Raw genomic sequence first — 18,944 nt, forward strand, 5'->3', positions numbered from 1 at the left:
GCGCCTCCTCGGTGTTTCTCTCAGGATCGCACGCCGCGGGACACGGCGCTGGAGGATCAGGAGGGCCCGCCCTCTGCTGAGCGCCGGGCGACGACGACCGTGGCGTCGCGGCTGTCGTCGCTCGCAATGAGGGTGGCGAAGCCCTCGGCCTCGAACAGCGCGGCGGAGGCCGGCGCCTGTTCCGCGCTCGCCTCGATGAGCAGCGTGGCTCCCGAACGCAACCACGTGCCGGCATCCGCGGCCACCCGTCGGTGGACGTCGAGCCCGTCGAGACCGCCGTCGAGGGCGCTGTGCGGTTCGTGCAGGCGGGCCTCGGGCGGCATGCGGGCGATCGACGCACTCGGCACATAGGGCGCGTTCACCGCGAGGATGTCGATTCCACCGCGCAGTGTGCCCGGGAGCGCCGCGAAGAGGTCGCCCTGCACCACGGTCGCGCGATCGCCGAGGTTGCGCCGCGCGCACCGAACGCTCGCGGCTGTGACGTCGCTGGCCCAGAGCCGTGCGGTGGGGACGGCCGCCAGAACGGCGGCGCCGATGGCACCCGAGCCGCAACACATGTCAACGATGACGGCGTCGGGGGAGCATGCCGCGATGGCGAGCTCGGCCAGGAGCTCCGTGCGGCGCCTCGGCACGAAGACGCCCGGCTCGACACCGACACGCAGCCCGGCGAATTCCGCCCAGCCGAGCAGCTGCTCGAGCGGGATGCCGGTGACACGACGCCCGAGCAGCTCGCTCAGGCGCATGGGGTCTCCTGCCGCAGCCTCAACGAGCAGGGCCGCCTCGTCTTCGGCGAACACCGATCCGCACGCTCGGAGCGCATGCACGAGCTCGGGAGTTGATGGGGAGGCGGTCTGTGGCAGGGCTGGGTCCTCTCGACGCCGTCGAGCCTAGCCCCGCCCGAGCGGCTGGCGCCAACGAATCGTCACGGTGGCAGAGTCGTGGCAGGTGATGTCGGCGGTGGCGGGGAGAATGGTGCGGTGGCCATCGTTCTCTCTCGCACCAACCCGACCTCGGTGACGGCGAGTACCGTCGACGAGCGCGGAGAACTCGTTGCCGCACCCATCGCGCTGGAGTTCGCGAAGCTGGCGGCCTTCGTCGCCGAACGCGAGCGCGCGCAGGCGGCTGCAGGCGCTGCCGCGGAACGCTGGGTGTGGAGCGACAGCTCCCGCTGGTACGGCGATCTGCTGAACGCCGGCGTGCGGGTGCAGCGATGCCACGACCTGCGCCTGAGCCACGTGATCCTGCGCAATTCCACCCTCGCCGCGGCCACGGATTTCGCGCGTGCGGCGCCCAGCGACTGGAGTCGGCCGGCCGAGCCGCTCACCGCAGCCGTCGCGCCCGTGCACAGCGCCCTGTTCGATCTCGCCGACACGATGGCATCCGGGCGTAGCGCCGTCGCCGAAGACAGCGTCGCCGAATACCGGCGCCAGCTGGAGGCGATCGCCGCGGTGCCGGATGCCGGCAGGCTCAGGCTCCTGCTCGCCGCCGAGTCCGTCGGGGCACTCATCGCCGCCGAGATGCGCAATGCCGGGCTGCCGTGGCGCACCGAGGTGCACGACGCGATCCTCACCGAGGAGCTCGGGCCGCGGGTGCCGTACGGCACCCGGCCGGCCAAACTCGAGGCGTTGGCCGGCCGCATCCGGAACCTTCTGGGTGACAACACCGTCAACCCGGACTCCCCGCAGAGCATGCTGAAGGCGTTGAACCGGGCCGGGCTCATGATCACGTCCACGAGCCGCTGGGAGCTCGCCGAGTACACCCACCCCGTGATCGCGCCGTTGCTCGAGTACAAGAAGCGGGCGCGCCTGCTCACCGCCAACGGCTGGACCTGGATGGACCAGTGGATCATCGACGGTCGCTTCCACCCCGACTACGTCCCTGGCGGGGCCGCGACGGGGCGCTGGGCCACCAGCGGAGGAGGGGCGCTGCAGCTGCCGCGCCAGATCCGCGCGGCCGTCACGGCCGATCCTGGTTGGAAGCTGGTCGTTGCGGATGCCGCCCAGCTCGAGCCGCGCATTCTCGCGGCGCTCTCGGCCGACACCAGCATGGCAGCGGCCGGCCGCGGCGTCGACATGTACGCGGGCATCGTTGCCAGCGGCGTCGTCGAGACACGGGACCAGGCGAAGATCGCCATGCTTGGTGCCATGTACGGCGCAACGACGGGGGAGAGTGGCCGTCTGATGCCGAAACTCACCCGCGCGTACCCGCGCGCCATCCGGCTCGTCGAGCAGGCCGCCCGTGCCGGGGAGCGGGGTGAGCTCGTCACCACCTGGCTCGGGCGATCCTCTGCGCCTCCCGGCGAGGACTGGCGCGAGGCGCAGCGTCGGGCGAGCCAGCCGGGCGCCAGCACCGCCGAGGAGTCGAGGGCGCGCAGCCGGGCACGGGACTGGGGGCGCTTCACCCGCAACTTCGTCGTGCAGGGCAGTGCGGCGGAGTGGGCGCTCTGTTGGATGGCGGAGCTCCGCAAGGGGCTGCTCGGGATCGAGGCCAGGAACCCGCAGGCGCCAGGGCACCGCGCCGCGGCATCCGGTCCCGTCTTCGACAGGGTCCCGCACCTGGTCTTCTTCCTGCACGATGAGATCATCGTGCACACGCCGGCCGAGCACGCCGAGGAGGTCGCCGCGCTCGTCACCGACGCGGCCGCCACCTCCGGTCGTTTGCTCTTCGGCGACTTCCCCGTGGACTTCCCGCTGGGGATCGCCACCGTGGAGCGCTACTCCGACGCGAAGTAGCCGGGCAGTCAGGCGGCCGGGCGACGGCCACGGCGCGGCCGCGCGTCGCTGAGGGGCCGACTGATCGCCGTTGCGCTCTCGGCGGCGCGTTCGCAGGCGTCGAGCCAGCGCAGCGCGGCTGCGCGCAGCTCGTCCTCCGACGCGGTGGCCAGCGCGTCCTGCACCGACTCCTGCTCCACCTGCTGCAGCAGCGGCGCCGCCCACAGCTCGCGGTGCTGTGCGAGCAGCGTGTCGAGATTGACTCCGGGCAGCGAGGATGCCACCAGCAGCTGGTCGAGCATCTCGTTCCAGTCCAGCTGCGCCGGGCCGACGACGCTCAGCCACTCCCTGGCGGCAAGGCGGCCGGCCGAGGTGAGTTCGTATAGCGGCAGGCCGTCGCTCGTCGTGCCGCTGTCGCGCACGAGGGCGTTCTTGCCGAGCCGATCGAGTGTCGCATAGATCTGGCCGACGTTGATGTCGCGGCGGTGGCCGAGTCGGGAGAGGAGTTCCGCGTGCAACTGTGCCCCGTAGGCGGGCCCGAGCGTGAGCACGGCGAGCAGGCTCTCGCGTACCGACATGTATTCTCCTCTCGTACCGCCGACAGGGCTACTCGCGGGGAGTGCCTCTGCGCTTGAGCATAATGAGCCGAACCATCGACGCGGCGGTGCCACGCTGCTTTCGGTGATTCCCCCCTGTTCAGGGCTGGTGCGATCGGGTAGCCTGCAGCCAAGACGCCGAAGGCCGCTTGCCCAGCCCACCGGAACCCGGCCATTCCCCGCCTTGCCACGATTACATACCCGACGTGCAAGGAGCAGGCTCATGCGTGCAATGAGATCGATGTTGGCCGGAGCGGCGGGGGCCTCGCTCGTGATCGCGGCGTTCGCGGCCGGAGCCGTACAGCCGAAGATGGCGGCGGTGCCGGGTGAGGTGCGCTTCACGGCCTCCGGAGACTTCTCCGCCCGGAATGAGACGGGGGCGGTGCTCAGCCAGATCGGCGCACTTGACCCCGATCTGCACCTCGCGCTCGGCGATCTCTCCTACGGCGTCACCGGGCAGGAGTCGACGTGGTGCGACTTCGTGACGACGCGTGTCGGCGCCGGCTTCCCCTTCGAGCTCTTGGCCGGCAACCACGAGAGCAACGGCCAGAACGGCAACATCAACGACTTCTCCGCCTGCCTGCCGAACCAGGTCCCTGGCGTGGTCGGCACCTACGGCCGCGAGTACTTCGTGGACGTTCCGGCAGACGCCCCGCTCGTGCGCTTCATCGCGATCTCGCCGGGGTTGACCTTTCCTGGCGGGAGCTGGTCGTACGCCTCCGGCACGCCGCACTACCAATGGACGGTGAACGCGATCGACCAGGCGAGGACCGCCGGCATCCCGTGGGTGGTCGTCGGCATGCACATGCCCTGCCTCTCGGTCGGCGAATACGCGTGCGCATCCGGTGTCGACATCAACAATCTGATGATGAGCAAGCGCGTCGACCTCGTTCTGAACGGGCACGAGCACCTGTACGCGCGCACGAAGCAGCTCGCGACCGGGCCAAACTGTTCCGGCCTGACCGCGGGCAGTTACACGGCCGGTTGCGTCGCGGATGCCGACAGCACCCTGGTCAGGGGAGCGGGAACCGTCTTCGCGACCGTCGGCACCGGCGGCGTCGCGTTGCGCGACGTCTCCACCACCGACCCCGAGGCACCGTACTTCGCCGCGACATCCGGTGCCAACCAGAATCCCAGCTGGGGCAACCTCGACGTCGTGGTCAACGCCGACAGCCTGACCGCGAACTTCCGCCGGGCAGCGGGCGGCACGTACGCCGATGCCTTCACCATCGGTGCGGCGGCCGGCAACACCCCGCCGACGGCTTCCTTCACCGCCTCCTGCACCAACCGCGACTGCACGGTCGACGCGAGCGCATCCACCGACGCCGATGGCACGATCACCGGCTACGCCTGGGACTACGGCGACAGCACAACGGGAACGGGCAACCCCGCCGCACACAACTACGCGACAGCCGGCAACTACACGATCACGCTCACGGTGACCGACAACGCCGGAGGCACGAACACGACAACCCGACCCGTCACCGTGACCAACCCGCCCGGCCCGGCGGCGCTGGCCGCCGACACCTTCGGCCGCACGGTCGCGTCCGGCTGGGGGAGCGCCGATACCGGCGGCGCCTGGCAGCTCGCCGGCGCGACATCCAGCTTCTCCGTGGCCGACGGCGTCGGCAAGTTCCGGCTGCCGACCGCCAACGGAACACTCAACGCCTTCCTGAACGGGGTGTCGTCGACCGCAACCGATCTGAGCCTCACCCTGGCCACCGACAAGATCCCGGCCGGGAGCGGCTCATACGTGTGGGCATACGGGCGGCGTATCTCCGGCGGCGGTGCGTACCTCGCGAAGCTCAACCTGCGGGCGGGCGGCGATGTGCGCCTCTCACTGGTCCGCGCCGACTCCAACGGCAACGCCGAGGTGGCGCTCACCGCGACGAGCACGGCCGGCGGTGTGACGTACGCGGCGGGGGAGAAGCTGAGCATGCGCGTGCGGGTGACAGGAACGTCGCCGAGCACCATCCAGGCGAAGGTGTGGAAGACGGGCACCACGGAGCCGGCCGCCTGGCAGCTGACGGCAAGCGACAGCACCGCGTCGATCCAGGCAGCCGGCGGCATCGGGCTGAAGAGCTACCTCTCCAGCACGGTGAGCAATGTTCCGATCGTGGTGAGCTTCGACGATCTCCTCGCGGTGACTCCATGAGCCCGTCATCCGTTGTGTGAACCCCACTTCTGGGGCATAATCGTGTGAGTGCCGGTCATGGCACCCGTTTCACAGGTCGTTGGGGAAGACGCACCTCACACGAAACGGAGAGATCATGACGGCAACACCTGCCCGTCTGGCGCCTGCCGCACGGGGAGTAATTTATGTCCACTCGGCACCGCGCGCGCTCTGCCCGCACGTCGAGTGGGCGGCTGGTCGCGCCCTCGGGCGCGCGGTGTACTTCGATTGGGCTGATCAGCCCGTGATCGACGGATGCCAGCGCGCCGAGTTCTACTGGGAGGGCGAGCGTGGAACAGGCGCCGCCATCGCCTCCGCACTGCACGGCTGGGAGCACCTGCGCTTCGAGGTGACCGAGGACCCGAGCAACGGCTCAGACGGGGCCCGCTGGATGCACACCCCAGACCTCGGAATCTTCTGTGCCCAGGTCGACAGCGTCGGCAACATGGTTGTGCCCGAAGATCGGATCCGGGCCGCCATGCAGCAGGCCGGCACCAATGTCCTCGAACTCCACCGGGAGCTGCGGCTCGCGCTCGGCCAGGAATGGGACGACGAGCTCGACGTCTTCCGCTACGCGAGCGACCACTCCCCGGTGATCTGGCTGCACAAGACCGGATGAATCACTGGCCGATCCGAGCGGTCGGCCCCACAGACACAGAAGGCCCGCACGGAATACCGAGCGGGCCTTCTGAGTGTGTCGAAACCGGTTACCGGATCAGACGCTCCGGAATGCGATGACGGCGTTGTGCCCGCCGAATCCGAAGGAGTTGCTGATCGCCGTGAGCGAGCCGGTGCCGAGGGCACGCGGCGACGTGACGACGTCGAGCGCGATAGCCGGGTCCTGCTCGGTGAGGTTGATCGTCGGCGGAGCAACACGCTCGTGCAGTGCCTTCACCGTGAACAGCGCCTCGATCGCGCCGGCGCCACCGAGGAGGTGACCGGTCGATGCCTTCGTTGCCGACACCGGGATGCCGTCGAGGAGGTCACCGAAGACGCGACGCAGCGCGTTGTACTCGGCGATGTCACCGACCGGCGTGCTCGTGGCGTGGGCATTGATGTGCGAGACCTCGCTCAGCGAGACGCCCGCGTTCTGCAGGGTCGTGAGCATCGCACGGGCCGCAGCGGATCCCTCGGGGTCCGGAGCTGTGATGTGGTACGCGTCGCTCGTGACCGTGCCGCCGAGGAGTTCGGCGTAGATGCGAGCACCACGGGCCAGGGCGTGCTCCTCGGTCTCGACGACGAGCGCGGCAGCGCCCTCACCGAGCACGAAGCCGTCGCGGCTGACGTCGTAGGGGCGCGAGGCCGTCTTCGGGTCGTCGTTGCGCTTGGAGAGCGCCTGCATGGCCGCGAAGGACGCGATCGGCAGCGGGTGGATCGCGGCCTCTGAACCGCCGGCGATCACGATGTCGGCCAGGCCGCGCTGCAGGTGGTCGTAGGCGTTGGCGAGGGCCTCGGTGCTGGAGGCGCAGGCCGAGACGACGGTGCGGATGCCGGCACGGGCGTGCAGGTCCATTCCGATGGCCGCTCCCGGGCCGTTCGGCATGAGCATCGGAACCGTCATCGGCAGCACTCGGCGGGGGCCGCGTTCGCGCAGGGTGTCCCACGCGTCGAGCAGCGTCCAGACGCCGCCGATGCCGGTGGACCAGTCGACGGCGAGGCGCTCGGGGTCGACCTCGGGGGAGCCGGCATCCGCCCACGCTTCACGCCCGGCGATCAGGGCGAACTGGCTGGATGGGTCGAGACGCTTGGTCTCGTGACGCTCCAGCACCTCGCTCGGCTTCACGCGCGCCTGAGCGGCGAAAGTAATGGGGATCTGAGTCTCTTCGACCCAGGGGTAGTCGAGGGTGCTCGCACCGGACTCACCGGCGAGCAGGCCCGACCAGGTGTCCTGGGCGTTGCCACCGAGCGGCGACGTCGCGCCGATACCGGTGATCACAATCTTTTTGGTCATAACGTCAAACTCTCCACGCAGTGAGGGGATCAAGCGGGCATGCCCGGCCCGGCGAGCCGACGGTTGTCGACCCGCCAGACGGGAAAGGGGGTCTTAAGCCTGGGCTCCGACGATGAAGGTGACAGCGTCACCAACGGTCTTGAGGTTCTTGACCTCTTCGTCCGGAATCTTGACGTCGAACTTCTCTTCAGCGTTGACGACGATCGTCATCATCGAGATGGAGTCGATGTCGAGGTCGTCGGTGAACGACTTGCCCAGCTCAACCGTGTCGGTCGCGATGCCAGTCTCGTCGTTGATGAGCTCGGCCAGGCCGGCAAGAACTTCTTCGGTGGACAATGCCATGTTGTTTTCTCCTTGAGGGGGGTGTTTCGTTTGACCGCCACCCAGTTTAGGGGTGCGGCAGGACTTTGTTAGGGAAGGACGACGACCTGCGCGCCGAACACGAGGCCGGCACCGAAGCCGATCTGCAGTGCGAGGCCGCCGCTCAGCTCGGGGTTCTCCTCGAGCAGACGGTGCGTCGCCAGCGGGATCGACGCGGCAGAGGTGTTGCCGGTGGTCGCGATGTCGCGGGCGATCACGACGCTCTCCGGCAGCTTCAGCTGCTTGGCGAACTCGTCGATGATGCGCATGTTCGCCTGATGCGGGATGAAGGCGGCGAGGTCGTCGGCGGTGATGCCGGCGGCCGCGAGGGCCTGCTTGGCGACCTTGGCCATGTCCCAGACGGCCCAGCGGAAGACCGTCTGGCCCTCCTGGCGGAGCGTCGGCCACTCGGCGGCGCCATCGCGGTACTCCACGAGGGTGCCGTTCATGCCGACCGCGTTGGCTTTGGATCCGTCGGAACCCCAGACGGTGCTGGAGATTCCCGCGTAGTCGCTCGGGCCGATGACGACGGCGCCCGCGCCATCGCCGAGCAGGAAGGAGATGCTGCGGTCGGTCGGGTCGACGATGTCCGAGAGCTTCTCGGCGCCGATGACGAGCGCGTAGTGGGCGACACCGGTGCGAACCAGGGCGTCGGCCTGCGCGACGGCGTAGGCGTATCCGGCGCAGGCGGCGTTGATGTCGTAGGCGGCGGCGGGGTTCGCGCCGACACGGTCGGCGACGACGGCGGCCATCGACGGAGACTGCTGCACATTGCTGATCGTGGCGATGATGACGGCGTCGATGAGCTCGGGGGCGATCCCGCTGCGCTCGATCGCCTCGCGGGCGGCATCCGTCGCCAGGTCGAGCGCCGAGACGTCGCTCGTCGCGCGGGTGCGGGTGATGATGCCGGTGCGCTGCTGGATCCACTCGTCGGAGGAGTCGATCGGTCCGACGATGTCGTCGTTGGGCACAGCGACCGCGCCGCGCGCCGCACCGACCGCATAGATGCGGGTGTACGCGGGGCCGTGCGACTGCTGCAGGGTGGGACGGGTCATAGTTCGTATGCCGATCTGCTGGAGGGCGAAAAAGTGGTTAAGCCTGGTCGATGAGCTCGAAGGCGGCGGCGAGGTCATCCGGCGTCTTGATGGCGACGCTCGGGATGCCGCGCATGGCGCGCTTGGCGAGGCCGGTGAGTGCTCCGGCCGGGGCGAGCTCGATGATCCCGGTCACACCTGCGGCGAGGAAGGATTCCATGCAGAGGTCCCAGCGCACGGGGGAAGAGACCTGGCCGACGAGCAGTTCGACGAAGCGGCTGCCGCTGGCGACCTGCGTGCCGTCGTTGTTCGTCCAGATCGGCAGTGTCGGGTCTGAGGGGCTGAGCGTGACGGCGACCTCGCTGAGGTGGGCAACGGCCGGCTTCATGTACCGGGTGTGGAAGGCGCCGGCGACCTGCAGCGGAACGACGCGAGCCTTGGCCGGCGGATTCTCGGCGAGTGCCGCGAGGGCGTCGAGAGCGCCGGCGACGACGATCTGGCCGCCACCGTTGTAGTTGGCGGGCTCCAGGCCCAGCTCGGCGAGGCGGGCGAGAAGCTCGGTCTCGTCACCGCCGAGTACTGCGCTCATGCCGGTCGGCTCGAGCGCTGCCGCGGCGGCCATGGCCGTTCCGCGTTCGCGGACGAAGCGCATGGCGTCGGCGTCGTTCAGGATCCCTGCGCCCGCTGCCGCGGTGATCTCACCGACGGAGTGACCCGCGATCGCGCCGATCTTCTGGCGACGGCCACCGTCGAGCAGAGCCTCGAGGGTGAGGATGCCGGCTGCCACGATGAGTGGCTGGGCGACGGCCGTGTCGCGGATGGTGTCGGCGTCACTCGTCGTGCCGTGCGCGACGAGGTCGATGCCTGCGGCATCCGAGATGGAGCGGAGGCGCTCGGCGAAGCGTGGCTCGGCGAGCCAGGGTTCGAGGAAGCCGGGAGTTTGGGAGCCCTGTCCAGGGCAGACGACGACGATCACTTCTCTAGTTTGCCAATCTGGGTCCGGAGACGAATGTGGATGACAAACAGCGTATCGGCGAATCTCTTGTGCGGGACGCACAGAAAGTAGCACTCAGCGACGCCGGCGGAGCCCGTCGTGATCGCTGATCGAGCCGATGATGAGCGCGGCCTGCAGGATGAGCGCCTCGCGCGCACCGGTGGCATCCCAGCCGATGACCTCGGAGACGCGCTTCAGGCGGTAGCGCACCGTGTTCGGGTGCACGAAGAGCTCGCGAGCCGTCGCCTCGAGCGAGCGTCCGTTGTCGAGGTAGCACCAGAGGGTGGTGAGCAGCTCGGTCGAATGTGCCTGCAGCGGGCGGTAGATGCGGTGGATCAGGGTGGCGCGGGCCAGCGGGTCGCCGGCCAGGGCGCGCTCGGGGAGCAGGTCATCCGCCTGCACCGGGCGGGGAGCGTGGCGCCAGGAGTGAGCGACGGCGAATCCCGCCAGTGCGGCCTTGGCGCTCTTGGAGGCATCAACGAGGTTGGGGACCTCGTGGCCGAGCACCAGGTGCCCTTGCCCGAAGTGCGGTTCGAGCTGCACGGCCATGTCGAGGAAGCTGATGACGTCCTCCGCGGATGCTGACTCATCCTCGGGCTCGGGATTGGCGCCGGGGGAGGGCTGCGAGCGGCCGATCACCAAGACGAGGCGGTTGCCCTGCACTCCGATCAGCACGTCGGCGGCCATGTGCCTGGCCGCGCGGCGCAGCTGATCGACGTCGAGCATGCGCGGCGTCGTTCCGACGAGCACGGCGACCTCGCCGTGGCCGTGCCAGCCGAGTGCCGCGATACGGCTCGGCAGCTCGTCGTCGTATTCTCCGGCGAGGATCGAGTCGACGACCAGTGCCTCGAGGCGCGCGTCCCAGAGGCCGCGTGCCTCAGCCGCGCGGGCGTAGACGTCGGCGGCGCCGAAGGCGATCTCGCGGGAGTACAGCAGGATGGCCTCGTGCAGGCCCTCGCCGCGGTCCTTGACGCGCTCTTCGACGACCTCGACGACGACGCGGATCAACTGGAGCGTCTGCTGCAGGCTGACGGAGCGCAGCAGTTCGCGCGGAGCGGCCCCGAACACGTCGGCGGCGATCCACGGTGTCGAGGCCGGGTCGTCGTACCAGGAGATGAACGAGGTGATGCCCGCTTGCGCGACGAGGCCGACGGCGGAGCGCCGCCCCGGTGGCATGTCGCCATACCAGGGCAGCGTCTCCTCGAGACGTTTCAGTGTTGTCGTGGACAGCTCACCGGAAATGGTGCGCAGCCACGCCAGCGTCTCTTCTCGTGTCTTCGGCCTCGTCGCCACGGTGACTTAGCTCTCGCCCCCGGCTGAGCCCGTCGTACCGGCGTTGACGTCGTGCAGACGGTACTTCTCGATCGCGAGCGCCGGAGCGTTGCGGTCAACCTCACCGCGGGCGGCCAGCGCCTGCAACGTGCGGACGACCATCGACGGTCCGTCGATCTTGAAGAAGCGACGAGCAGCGGCACGGGTGTCGCTGAAACCGAAGTCGTCGGCACCCAGCGTCGCGTACGTTCCGGGAACGAAGGGGCGAATCTGGTCGGGAACGCTGTGCGAGAAGTCGGTCACGGCGATGAACGGGCCCTGAGCAGCGCCGAGCTTCTCCCAGACGTATGGCGTGCGCGGCTCGGCCTCCGGGTTGAGGAAGTTGTGCTCGTCGGCGGCCAGGCCGTCGCGGCGCAGTTCGCTCCACGAGGTGACCGACCAGACGTCGGCCGAAACACCCCAGTCGTTCGCAAGCAGCTCCTGCGCCTCGAGCGCCCAGGCCACCGAGACACCGGATGCCAGCAGCTGCGCCTTCGGGCCGGCGATCGTGCCGTCCTTGAGCTTGTAGATGCCGCGAACGATGCCGTCAACGTCGAGGTTCTCCGGCTCGGCCGGGTGGATGATCGGCTCGTTGTACACGGTGATGTAGTACATGACGTTCGGGTCTTCGTGCTCGCCGCCGTACATGCGCTCGAGACCGCTGCGCACGATGTGCCCGATCTCGTAGCCGTACGCCGGGTCGTACGAGAGCACGGCCGGGTTGGTGGCGGAGAGAACGAGCGAGTGGCCGTCGGCGTGCTGCAGGCCCTCACCGGTCAGGGTGGTGCGACCGGCGGTCGCGGCGATCATGAAGCCGCGGGCCATCTGGTCACCGGCGGCCCAAATGGCGTCGCCGGTGCGCTGGAAGCCGAACATCGAGTAGAACACGTAGACCGGGATCAGCGGTTCGCCGTGCGTGGCGTAGCTGGTTCCGATGTTCGTGAACGATGCGAGCGCGCCGGCCTCGTTGATGCCGACGTGGATGATCTGGCCCTGCGGGCTCTCCTTGTAGGCGAGCAGCAGTTCACGGTCGACGGAGGTGTAGTGCTGGCCGTTCGGGTTGTAGATCTTCGCCGTCGGGAAGAAGGCGTCGATACCGAAGGTGCGGGCTTCGTCGGGGATGATCGGCACGATGCGGTGGCCGAAGTCCTTGCTGCGGATCAGGTCCTTCAGCAGACGCACGAACGCCATGGTGGTGGCGATCTCCTGCGTGCCGGAGCCCTTCTTCGCGATCGCGTACGCGGAGTCATCCGGCAGCGAGATCGCCGTGTGGGCGGTGCGGCGCTCCGGCAGGTAACCGCCGAGCTCTCGACGACGCTCGTGCAGGTACTCGATCGCCTCGTCGTTGTCTGCCGGCTTGTAGTACGGCGGCAGGTACGGGTTCTCTTCGAGCTGTGCGTCAGTGATCGGGATGTGCATGGCGTCGCGGAACGTCTTGAGGTTGTCCAGCGTCATCTTCTTCATCTGGTGGGTCGCGTTGCGGCCCTCGAAGCTCGGTCCGAGGCCATAGCCCTTGACGGTCTTCGCCAGGATGACGGTGGGCTGGCCCTTGTGCTCGGATGCCGCCTTGAACGCCGCGTAGATCTTGCGGTAGTCGTGGCCACCGCGCTTGAGGCCCCAGATCTCGTCGTCGCTCAGGTCCTTGACGAGTTCGAGCGCGCGCGGGTCGCGACCGAAGAAGTTCTCACGCACGTAGGCGCCGTTCTCGGCCTTGTAGGTCTGGTAGTCGCCGTCGGGGGTGACGTTCATCAGCGTGCGCAGAGCGCCGTCGGTGTCGCGGGCAAGGAGATCGTCCCACTCGCGGCCCCAGACGACCTTGATGACGTTCCAGCCGGCGCCGCGGAAGAAGCTCTCGAGCTCCTGCACGATCTTGCCGTTGCCGCGGACGGGGCCGTCCAGGCGCTGCAGGTTGCAGTTGATCACGAAGTTGAGGTTGTCGAGCCCCTCGTTGGCTGCGACCTGAAGCTGGCCGCGGCTCTCGACCTCGTCCATCTCGCCGTCGCCGAGGAACGCCCAGACCTGCTGGTCGCTCGCATCCTTGATGCCGCGGTTGGTGAGGTACCTGTTGGTCTGCGCCTGGTAGATCGCGTTGATCGGGCCGAGGCCCATCGAGACGGTCGGGAACTGCCAGAACTCGGGCATCAGGCGCGGGTGCGGGTAGGAAGAGAGACCGTGCGGGGCCTGGGACTTCTCCTGGCGGAATCCGTCGAGCTGCTGCTCGCTCAGTCGGCCCTCGAGGTAGGCGCGTGCATAGGTTCCGGGGGAGGCGTGGCCCTGGATGAAGATCTGGTCTCCGCCGCCCGGGTGGTCCTGGCCGCGGAAGAAGTGGTTGAAGCCGACCTCGTAGAGCGAGGCGGCGCCGGCGTAGGTGGAGATGTGTCCACCGACCGAGATGCCCGGGCGCTGTGCGCGGTGCACCATGACGGCGGCGTTCCAGCGCAACCAGGCGCGGTAGCGGCGTTCGATTTCCTCATTGCCGGGGAACGGAGCCTCGTTCTCGGGGGCAATGGTGTTGATGTAGTCGGTGGTCGGAACCATCGGGACACCCAGGTGAAGCTCCTTCGAGCGCTTCAACAGGCTCAGCATGATCTCGCGACCACGTTCGTGCCCATGAGCGGCGACGAGAGCATTGAGTGATTCGGCCCACTCTGCTGTTTCCTCCGGATCGGAGTCCAGGTTGTTGACCGAGTACGGGTCCTGGTCGTTGACAGTCACAGTCGACCTCTCTCTATGTGTTTGAACCGATCGCGTGTGCAGACCAAGCCGTGTCGGCGTGCTCAAAAGTCGAACTTCACACATGCGAAGACCTGGTCGGGTCGCGACCGGGCACAATCAGTCATCCTATTGATTCTATTTCGACCGTGTGTGCACCGGGGCCGTTACGATCGATGCTGGCATTCGACGACTCGCCGTCGAATCGGAACAGGAGTCGCACAATGACGCTGCAGATCGGCACACCAGCCCCCGATTTCGAGCTGCTGAATCAGTGGGGGGAATCCGTGCGGCTCAGCCAGTTCCGCGGCGAGAAAGCCGTCGCGATCGTGTTCTTCCCGCTCGCGTTCTCCGGCACGTGCACGGGGGAGCTCTGCGAGCTGCGCGACAATCTGGCGATGTTCGATGACGAGGATGTCGTTCTGCTCGGAATCTCCGTCGACTCGAAGTACTCGCTCCGGGCGTGGGGTGAGCAGGAGGGCTACGGCTTCCAGCTGCTCGCCGACTTCTGGCCGCACGGCGGCGTCGCGCGCGAGTACGGCGCGTTCTCCGAGGAGCGCGGTTACGCGACCCGGCTGACCGTGCTGATCGACCGCGAGGGCGTCATCCGCGCGTCGTTCCACGCTGCCCCCGGTGGGGCCCGCCCGCTCTCCGACTATCGCGCGGCGCTGGAGACGCTCCGCGCCTAGGAGCCCGGGTCGCCCAGGATATTGACGGCGCGGGAGATCACGAGCGCGAGCAGCACGAAGCCGGTGAGGGCCTGCACGGCCATGATCATCTTGGTGCGGGAACGCATCGGCATGGCATCCGTGGGGCTGAACGCCATCATGTTCGTCAGCGAGACGTAGAGGTAGTCGACGAAACCCGGGCGCCAGTCGGCGCGCGTCGAGGAGATGCGGCTGATCTCGTCGACGTCGTCTCCGCTCTCGTCTTGCGGGAACTTGAAGTCGGGTACGCGCAGCTCGGTTCTGGCGAGGTTGCCGCGGGCCACGGGCCCGCCGCGATCGAGATCCCAGTAGAGCAGGCCGAAGGCGATGACATTCGTGATCCACACCTGCAACGCCGTGAGCAGTAGTTGCGTGCCGTTGGCCGAGCCCTCGATGAGCGAGCGGATGACGAAGGCGACGTTGACCTGATTGGCGACGACGAGTAACACGGTGAACGTGATCGACAACCAGCGTGACCACTCGGACTGTCGGGTGAGGCGGTGCGGATTCTCGACGAGCAGCGGCAGGAACATCAGGATCAGGATGACCGTGGCAATCTGTCGCAGCAGGGCCGTGTCGGGGTTGGGAACGAGCAGATAGAGCACCAGGGCGACGACGAGGCCGGCGAAGGCCGGCCAGCGCGTCTCGGACCGGCGCTCCTCCGCGTCTCGGTCATCGGCCACCGCTGGCGATCTGCTCATGAGGCGAGTGTATGGACGCGCCCGGGCGCCGGGGCCGCGGCGCGCGGCATCCGAAAATCCCTATAAGATAAATGAGTCGTTGCGGGCTGATGCGCGCAATGGGCCTTTAGCTCAGTTGGTAGAGCGCCACGTTTACACCGTGGATGTCATCGGTTCGAGCCCGGTAGGGCCCACAGCTGGGAATGGTCAGAGGCGGTATTTTCGCCTCTGACCATTCCTGTATCCGGAGGCGATTGTGGCTCCTTCCATTGCTGTGTCAGTGGTGACGCTGTCCTCGCGCCGGAGTCGAAACGCGGTCATCATGGATACATGACGACAGTCGCCGAGTCACCCACACCGCCACGCGCGGACTCGGCTGGCGATGTGTTGCTCAGCTACGTCGCGGAGCACCTTCAGAGGCTCAAGCTGCAAGAGCCCCGCATACGTCGCGAAGAGCCGGATGCCGTGCATCAGATGCGCGTCGCAAGCCGCCGGTTACGGTCGGCCCTGGCCACCTACCGCCCGCTCCTGGAAGGCGAGACGGCGAGCCGTCTTCGGTCTGACTTGCGCTGGCTGGCCGGCGTGCTCGGATCTTCCCGTGACATCCAGGTCATTGAGGAAGGCCTCTCTGACCGTCTGGCGGCCGAGCCTCCCCACCTCATCGTCGGACCAATCACGCAACGGATCACCGACAAGCTTGATGCCGATTTCGAGGCGGCCCGGCAGCAGAGTGCGGCAGCGCTCGATTCCGTGCGGTTTCGACGACTCATCGCCGCCCTCGATGCTTTTCTGGCCGCACCGCCGCTGACGGAGGAGGCGAGTGAGCCGGCGCGCCGAATTGTTCCCCGGCGAATTCGCACAGAGTGGGAGAAGTTGGAGAAGCTCGTGCACGTCGCCGAGGAGACCCAGCCGGGAAGCCAGGACCGCGACCTCGCCCTGCACGAGGTGCGCAAGCGCACGAAGCGTCTCCGATACGCGGCCGAGACGGCCATTCCGGTACGTGAGAAGCCCGCCCGCGATCTGGCCGACGCCGCCCGGGACCTACAATCTTCGCTCGGGACCCTCCAGGACAGCATCGTCGCGCGGGACCTCCTACTGCGCCTGGCCGTCTCGGCGCAGCTGCACGGAGAGAGTGCGTTCAGCTATGGGCGCTTACACGCCCTGGAACAGAGCCGAGCGGCAGCATCTGAGGAGGCGTTCCACCGGGCCTGGAAGAACTTCGACACACCCTCGATCATCGACTGAAGCGACTCGGCTGAGTCGCTCAGCGCCGACGGACGGGTTGCCTCAGAACGGTCTTGAGCTTGGCGGGCTCGGTGCGGCGTGCATCACTGATGTAGATCTCGTGATGGTCACCGTTGAAGTCGAGGCCGTTCGCGGGCAGGTACTCATGATGCAGCCGGTCGAGCGTCGGCGCCTCGTCATCGTAGGAGCCGATGTGCAGGATCTGGACGCTCAGGCCCTCATTGAGCGTCAGCAGGCGCAGCTCATCGATGGCGGCAAGGGGCTTCTTCGACTTCAGCTTCGCGGTGGCGGCGGCGACCATTTCGGCGGTGATCCAGTCCGGTTGGACGATCATCGCCGTCCAGGCCCAGGAATCCTTGTCGCGGGAGGTGAACGCGGTCATGTCGGCGGCTCGCCACAACGCCTCAAGCGGGCCGACGACGAAGTCTCGCCCGAGTGCATTCTTGCTCTCGAACTTGAGCGTGTACGAGACCCCGTAGAGCGCCTCGATCGCATCCGCATAGGCGGGTGCGGTGTTCGGGTCGCCGTGTCCGTCGATGGCGAGGTAGTGCAACTCCGGCACGTCGACGAGCGTGAAGTCCGCGGATGACGGCGCGTAGAGCGCCTTGTGCGCCCGCTTGATGTCGTACTTGTCCAACAGGGTCCCCCTGGTCCTCGTGCTCATCAACCCGTGAGGATCACGAGTCGTTGGGTCGAGCGGGTCATGGCGACGTAGCGGTCGACAGCCCCTTCGATGTCCGTGCCGAAGGTTTCGGGATCGATGAGCACGACGAGGTCGAGCTCGAGACCTGTGGACAGTTCCGGCGTGAGTCAGCGTACTCGGGCGGTCGGCGGAAGCGGCGGTTGCGCGCTACTGGCGGCGCCGATGACGCAGGACTCGGCTGGACACTCGTCGCCCCACGCTGGCTTGAGGGAGCGCCAGCGACCGAAGCCCTGACACGACCGAACACTCCGCTGGTTGAGCCTGTCGAAACCCCTCCGCTGGTTGAGCTTGTCGAAACCTCTCCGCTGGTTGAGCTTGTCGAAACCACTTGATCACGGTTGGGTCACGGTCCAGGTCGCCTGTGGATAACCCCTGATTCGGGGCCCGTTTACGCCAGGCAGTGTCGGTGGTTGGTGAGACGATCTACCCATGAGCGAAGCAGCGTTGCAGCTCCCCGGATCGGCCGCCGACCCGGTGATCACGGCGTGCCTGACCGGCCTCACTGAGTCCCAGTCGTCGATCGGCGCTGCGCAGGCCGAGCAGTACCGCTTCATCGAAACGGCCCGCTCCCACGCCGTCGCCACCGCGGACCCGATGGGCCGGACCCGCCGGATCGAGGAGGAGTTCGCGCTCCGCAGCATCACCGCCGAGCTCGCCCTCGTCCTCCGCGTCCACGAGCGCACCATGACAGGACTGATCTACGAGGCGAAGCAGCTCGGCACCGTCTTCACCAAGAGCCTGGCCGCCCTTGCGGCCGGCACGGTCGGCCAACGCCACGTGCGCGAGATCCTCGCCCAAGCCGTCACCCTCCCGCCGGAGCTCCACGCCCGCTTCGAAGCCGAAGCACTGGCACAGGCGGCCACACAGACCCCGACGGCGTTCCGCCGCACCGCCGCCCGGCTCCGGGAGCGCCTCCACCCCGACTCCCTGACTTTGCGGGCGGCGCAAGGCCGCACGGAGCGGCGGCTCTGGTTCGAACCCGCCGCCGACGGCATGGCGTGGCTGCACCTGCACTTGGAGGCGGAGAAGGCGATCGCGATCACCGAACGCATCAGCGACCTCGCCGACCACGCCCAAGCTGAGGCGCTCGACACCGCTCACCTCGCAGACACCGAGGTCGCGCTCAGCCCTGGCACGCACGCCCAGCTGGAGGCGGACATCGCCGCCGAACTACTGCTGATCCCACCCGCTGCGCCCGCAGAGGGCGCCGCGAGGTCGCGGATGCCGGGGCTGGCATTCTCCCGCCCCGAAGTCTTCGTGGCCGTGCCCAAGCTGACGATCCCGTACGCGACCCTGATCGGCCAATCCGATCAGCCGGGCGAGCTGCACGGCTACGGACCGATCGACGCCAACACTGCCCGCCGCCTCGCCGCCCAGGCCCCCACCCTGCACCGGATCCTCGTCGACCCGGTCGACAACACCCCGCTCCAGCTCGACCCGACCAGGTACACCCTCAGCAAATCAATCCGGCGGTGGATCCTGTACCGGGACCAGATCTGCCGCTTCCCCGGCTGCACGCGCCCAGCGGAGCGGTGCGAGATTGACCACACCCACCCCTTCGAACACGACGGCCTGACCGTGGAGCGCAATCTCGCGGTGCTCTGCAAGAAGCATCACCGGCTCAAGCACAACTCCCGCTGGCGGGTCACGCAACTCGGCCACGGTGTGCTCCGCTGGACCAGCCCGGCCGGCCGCCCTACGACACCCACCCGGCTCCACCCAGCAGCCGAAGACCCCCGCCGGAGCCGCTGCTCGACCCGACCCTGA

Annotated in this window: 16 protein-coding genes, 1 tRNA gene and 1 pseudogene; 7 read left to right on the plus strand and 11 right to left on the minus strand. The window is 68.0% G+C overall.

Annotation, left to right across the window (positions count from 1 at the left end; all coding sequences use genetic code 11):
• Positions 1-56: 56 nt before the first annotated feature.
• A complete protein-coding gene (locus tag ASC66_RS11895; RefSeq protein ID WP_353612527.1) occupies positions 57-824 on the minus strand; it encodes a putative protein N(5)-glutamine methyltransferase in 768 nt (255 codons plus the stop codon).
• Between the two features lie 153 nt (positions 825-977).
• Here ASC66_RS11895 and ASC66_RS11900 point away from each other — a divergent pair, with 153 nt between their 5' ends.
• On the plus strand, positions 978-2,732 hold the full coding sequence (locus ASC66_RS11900) for a bifunctional 3'-5' exonuclease/DNA polymerase (protein WP_055840394.1): 1,755 nt from the start codon (positions 978-980) through the stop codon (positions 2,730-2,732).
• Positions 2,733-2,740: 8 nt separating this feature from the next.
• On the opposite strand, the gene ASC66_RS11905 is transcribed toward ASC66_RS11900, so the two are convergent.
• Positions 2,741-3,289 (minus strand): PadR family transcriptional regulator, encoded by a 549-nt coding sequence (locus tag ASC66_RS11905; RefSeq protein ID WP_055839616.1) that lies wholly within the window; start codon positions 3,287-3,289, stop codon positions 2,741-2,743.
• Between the two features lie 241 nt (positions 3,290-3,530).
• Here ASC66_RS11905 and ASC66_RS11910 point away from each other — a divergent pair, with 241 nt between their 5' ends.
• Both ASC66_RS11910 and ASC66_RS11915 read left to right on the plus strand, forming a co-directional pair.
• Positions 3,531-5,462, plus strand: coding sequence for a PKD domain-containing protein (locus tag ASC66_RS11910; RefSeq protein ID WP_055839619.1), 1,932 nt, complete (start codon positions 3,531-3,533; stop codon positions 5,460-5,462).
• 115 nt (positions 5,463-5,577) lie between these two features.
• Positions 5,578-6,099 carry a DUF3145 domain-containing protein gene (locus ASC66_RS11915; protein ID WP_082492287.1) on the plus strand — a complete coding sequence of 174 codons (522 nt, stop codon included), beginning with the start codon at positions 5,578-5,580 and terminating at the stop codon, positions 6,097-6,099.
• A gap of 96 nt (positions 6,100-6,195) precedes the next feature.
• Here the strand turns inward: ASC66_RS11915 and ASC66_RS11920 are convergent, their stop codons facing one another.
• The 6 genes from ASC66_RS11920 to aceE form a co-directional block, all read right to left on the minus strand.
• Entirely contained in the window at positions 6,196-7,431 is a 1,236-nt protein-coding gene (locus tag ASC66_RS11920) for a beta-ketoacyl-[acyl-carrier-protein] synthase family protein (protein WP_055839621.1), read from the minus strand.
• A gap of 93 nt (positions 7,432-7,524) precedes the next feature.
• Complete coding sequence (locus ASC66_RS11925) at positions 7,525-7,773, minus strand: acyl carrier protein (protein WP_047410294.1); 249 nt, start codon at positions 7,771-7,773, stop codon at positions 7,525-7,527.
• Positions 7,774-7,841: 68 nt separating this feature from the next.
• Entirely contained in the window at positions 7,842-8,846 is a 1,005-nt protein-coding gene (locus tag ASC66_RS11930; protein ID WP_055839624.1) for a beta-ketoacyl-ACP synthase III, read from the minus strand.
• A 37-nt stretch (positions 8,847-8,883) separates the two neighbouring features.
• A complete protein-coding gene (locus ASC66_RS11935) occupies positions 8,884-9,801 on the minus strand; it encodes an ACP S-malonyltransferase (RefSeq protein WP_055839626.1) in 918 nt (305 codons plus the stop codon).
• A 93-nt stretch (positions 9,802-9,894) separates the two neighbouring features.
• Positions 9,895-11,112 (minus strand): PucR family transcriptional regulator, encoded by a 1,218-nt coding sequence (locus tag ASC66_RS11940; protein ID WP_055839629.1) that lies wholly within the window; start codon positions 11,110-11,112, stop codon positions 9,895-9,897.
• A 6-nt stretch (positions 11,113-11,118) separates the two neighbouring features.
• A complete protein-coding gene (gene aceE, locus ASC66_RS11945; protein ID WP_055839632.1) occupies positions 11,119-13,845 on the minus strand; it encodes a pyruvate dehydrogenase (acetyl-transferring), homodimeric type in 2,727 nt (908 codons plus the stop codon).
• A gap of 221 nt (positions 13,846-14,066) precedes the next feature.
• Between aceE and ASC66_RS11950 the strand changes: the two genes are divergently transcribed.
• Positions 14,067-14,531 carry a peroxiredoxin gene (locus tag ASC66_RS11950; RefSeq protein ID WP_055839635.1) on the plus strand — a complete coding sequence of 155 codons (465 nt, stop codon included), beginning with the start codon at positions 14,067-14,069 and terminating at the stop codon, positions 14,529-14,531.
• On the opposite strand, the gene ASC66_RS11955 is transcribed toward ASC66_RS11950, so the two are convergent.
• Positions 14,528-15,250, minus strand: coding sequence for a DUF1345 domain-containing protein (locus tag ASC66_RS11955; protein ID WP_055839638.1), 723 nt, complete (start codon positions 15,248-15,250; stop codon positions 14,528-14,530). The two genes, ASC66_RS11950 and ASC66_RS11955, sit on opposite strands and share 4 nt — an antisense overlap.
• Before the next feature lie 100 nt (positions 15,251-15,350).
• On the opposite strand from ASC66_RS11955, the gene ASC66_RS11960 reads away from it, so the two are divergent.
• Both ASC66_RS11960 and ASC66_RS11965 read left to right on the plus strand, forming a co-directional pair.
• Positions 15,351-15,423, plus strand: a tRNA-Val gene (locus ASC66_RS11960).
• Positions 15,424-15,559: 136 nt separating this feature from the next.
• Positions 15,560-16,474, plus strand: coding sequence for a CHAD domain-containing protein (locus ASC66_RS11965; RefSeq protein ID WP_055839641.1), 915 nt, complete (start codon positions 15,560-15,562; stop codon positions 16,472-16,474).
• A gap of 19 nt (positions 16,475-16,493) precedes the next feature.
• Here ASC66_RS11965 and ASC66_RS11970 read toward each other — a convergent pair whose 3' ends face one another.
• Together ASC66_RS11970 and ASC66_RS18645 are read right to left on the minus strand one after the other, a co-directional pair.
• On the minus strand, positions 16,494-17,138 hold the full coding sequence (locus ASC66_RS11970; protein WP_200944812.1) for a GyrI-like domain-containing protein: 645 nt from the start codon (positions 17,136-17,138) through the stop codon (positions 16,494-16,496).
• Positions 17,138-17,374 (minus strand): annotated as a pseudogene (locus ASC66_RS18645) (AAA family ATPase); the annotation flags it as partial. The pseudogene ASC66_RS18645 and the gene ASC66_RS11970, both read right to left, overlap by 1 nt.
• Before the next feature lie 232 nt (positions 17,375-17,606).
• On the opposite strand from ASC66_RS18645, the gene ASC66_RS11975 reads away from it, so the two are divergent.
• The gene (locus ASC66_RS11975) at positions 17,607-18,944 is read left to right on the plus strand and encodes an HNH endonuclease signature motif containing protein (protein WP_055839648.1); all 1,338 of its coding nucleotides are present in this window, start codon (positions 17,607-17,609) and stop codon (positions 18,942-18,944) included.

It is taken from the genome of Leifsonia sp. Root4 (assembly GCF_001425085.1).
Taxonomy (GTDB): Bacteria; Actinomycetota; Actinomycetes; order Actinomycetales; family Microbacteriaceae; genus Microterricola.

What these genes read in the sequence shown, in the direction of transcription:
- ASC66_RS11905 (WP_055839616.1), bottom strand. Translation starts at nt 3,289, where the DNA reads ATGTCGGTACGCGAGAGCCTGCTCGCCGTGCTCACGCTCGGGCCCGCC.
- ASC66_RS11910 (WP_055839619.1), top strand. Translation starts at nt 3,531, where the DNA reads ATGCGTGCAATGAGATCGATGTTGGCCGGAGCGGCGGGGGCCTCGCTC.
- ASC66_RS11915 (WP_082492287.1), top strand. Translation starts at nt 5,578, where the DNA reads ATGACGGCAACACCTGCCCGTCTGGCGCCTGCCGCACGGGGAGTAATT.
- ASC66_RS11920 (WP_055839621.1), bottom strand. Translation starts at nt 7,431, where the DNA reads ATGACCAAAAAGATTGTGATCACCGGTATCGGCGCGACGTCGCCGCTC.
- ASC66_RS11925 (WP_047410294.1), bottom strand. Translation starts at nt 7,773, where the DNA reads ATGGCATTGTCCACCGAAGAAGTTCTTGCCGGCCTGGCCGAGCTCATC.
- ASC66_RS11930 (WP_055839624.1), bottom strand. Translation starts at nt 8,846, where the DNA reads ATGACCCGTCCCACCCTGCAGCAGTCGCACGGCCCCGCGTACACCCGC.
- ASC66_RS11950 (WP_055839635.1), top strand. Translation starts at nt 14,067, where the DNA reads ATGACGCTGCAGATCGGCACACCAGCCCCCGATTTCGAGCTGCTGAAT.
- ASC66_RS11955 (WP_055839638.1), bottom strand. Translation starts at nt 15,250, where the DNA reads ATGAGCAGATCGCCAGCGGTGGCCGATGACCGAGACGCGGAGGAGCGC.
- ASC66_RS11965 (WP_055839641.1), top strand. Translation starts at nt 15,560, where the DNA reads ATGACGACAGTCGCCGAGTCACCCACACCGCCACGCGCGGACTCGGCT.
- ASC66_RS11970 (WP_200944812.1), bottom strand. Translation starts at nt 17,138, where the DNA reads ATGAGCACGAGGACCAGGGGGACCCTGTTGGACAAGTACGACATCAAG.
- ASC66_RS11975 (WP_055839648.1), top strand. Translation starts at nt 17,607, where the DNA reads ATGAGCGAAGCAGCGTTGCAGCTCCCCGGATCGGCCGCCGACCCGGTG.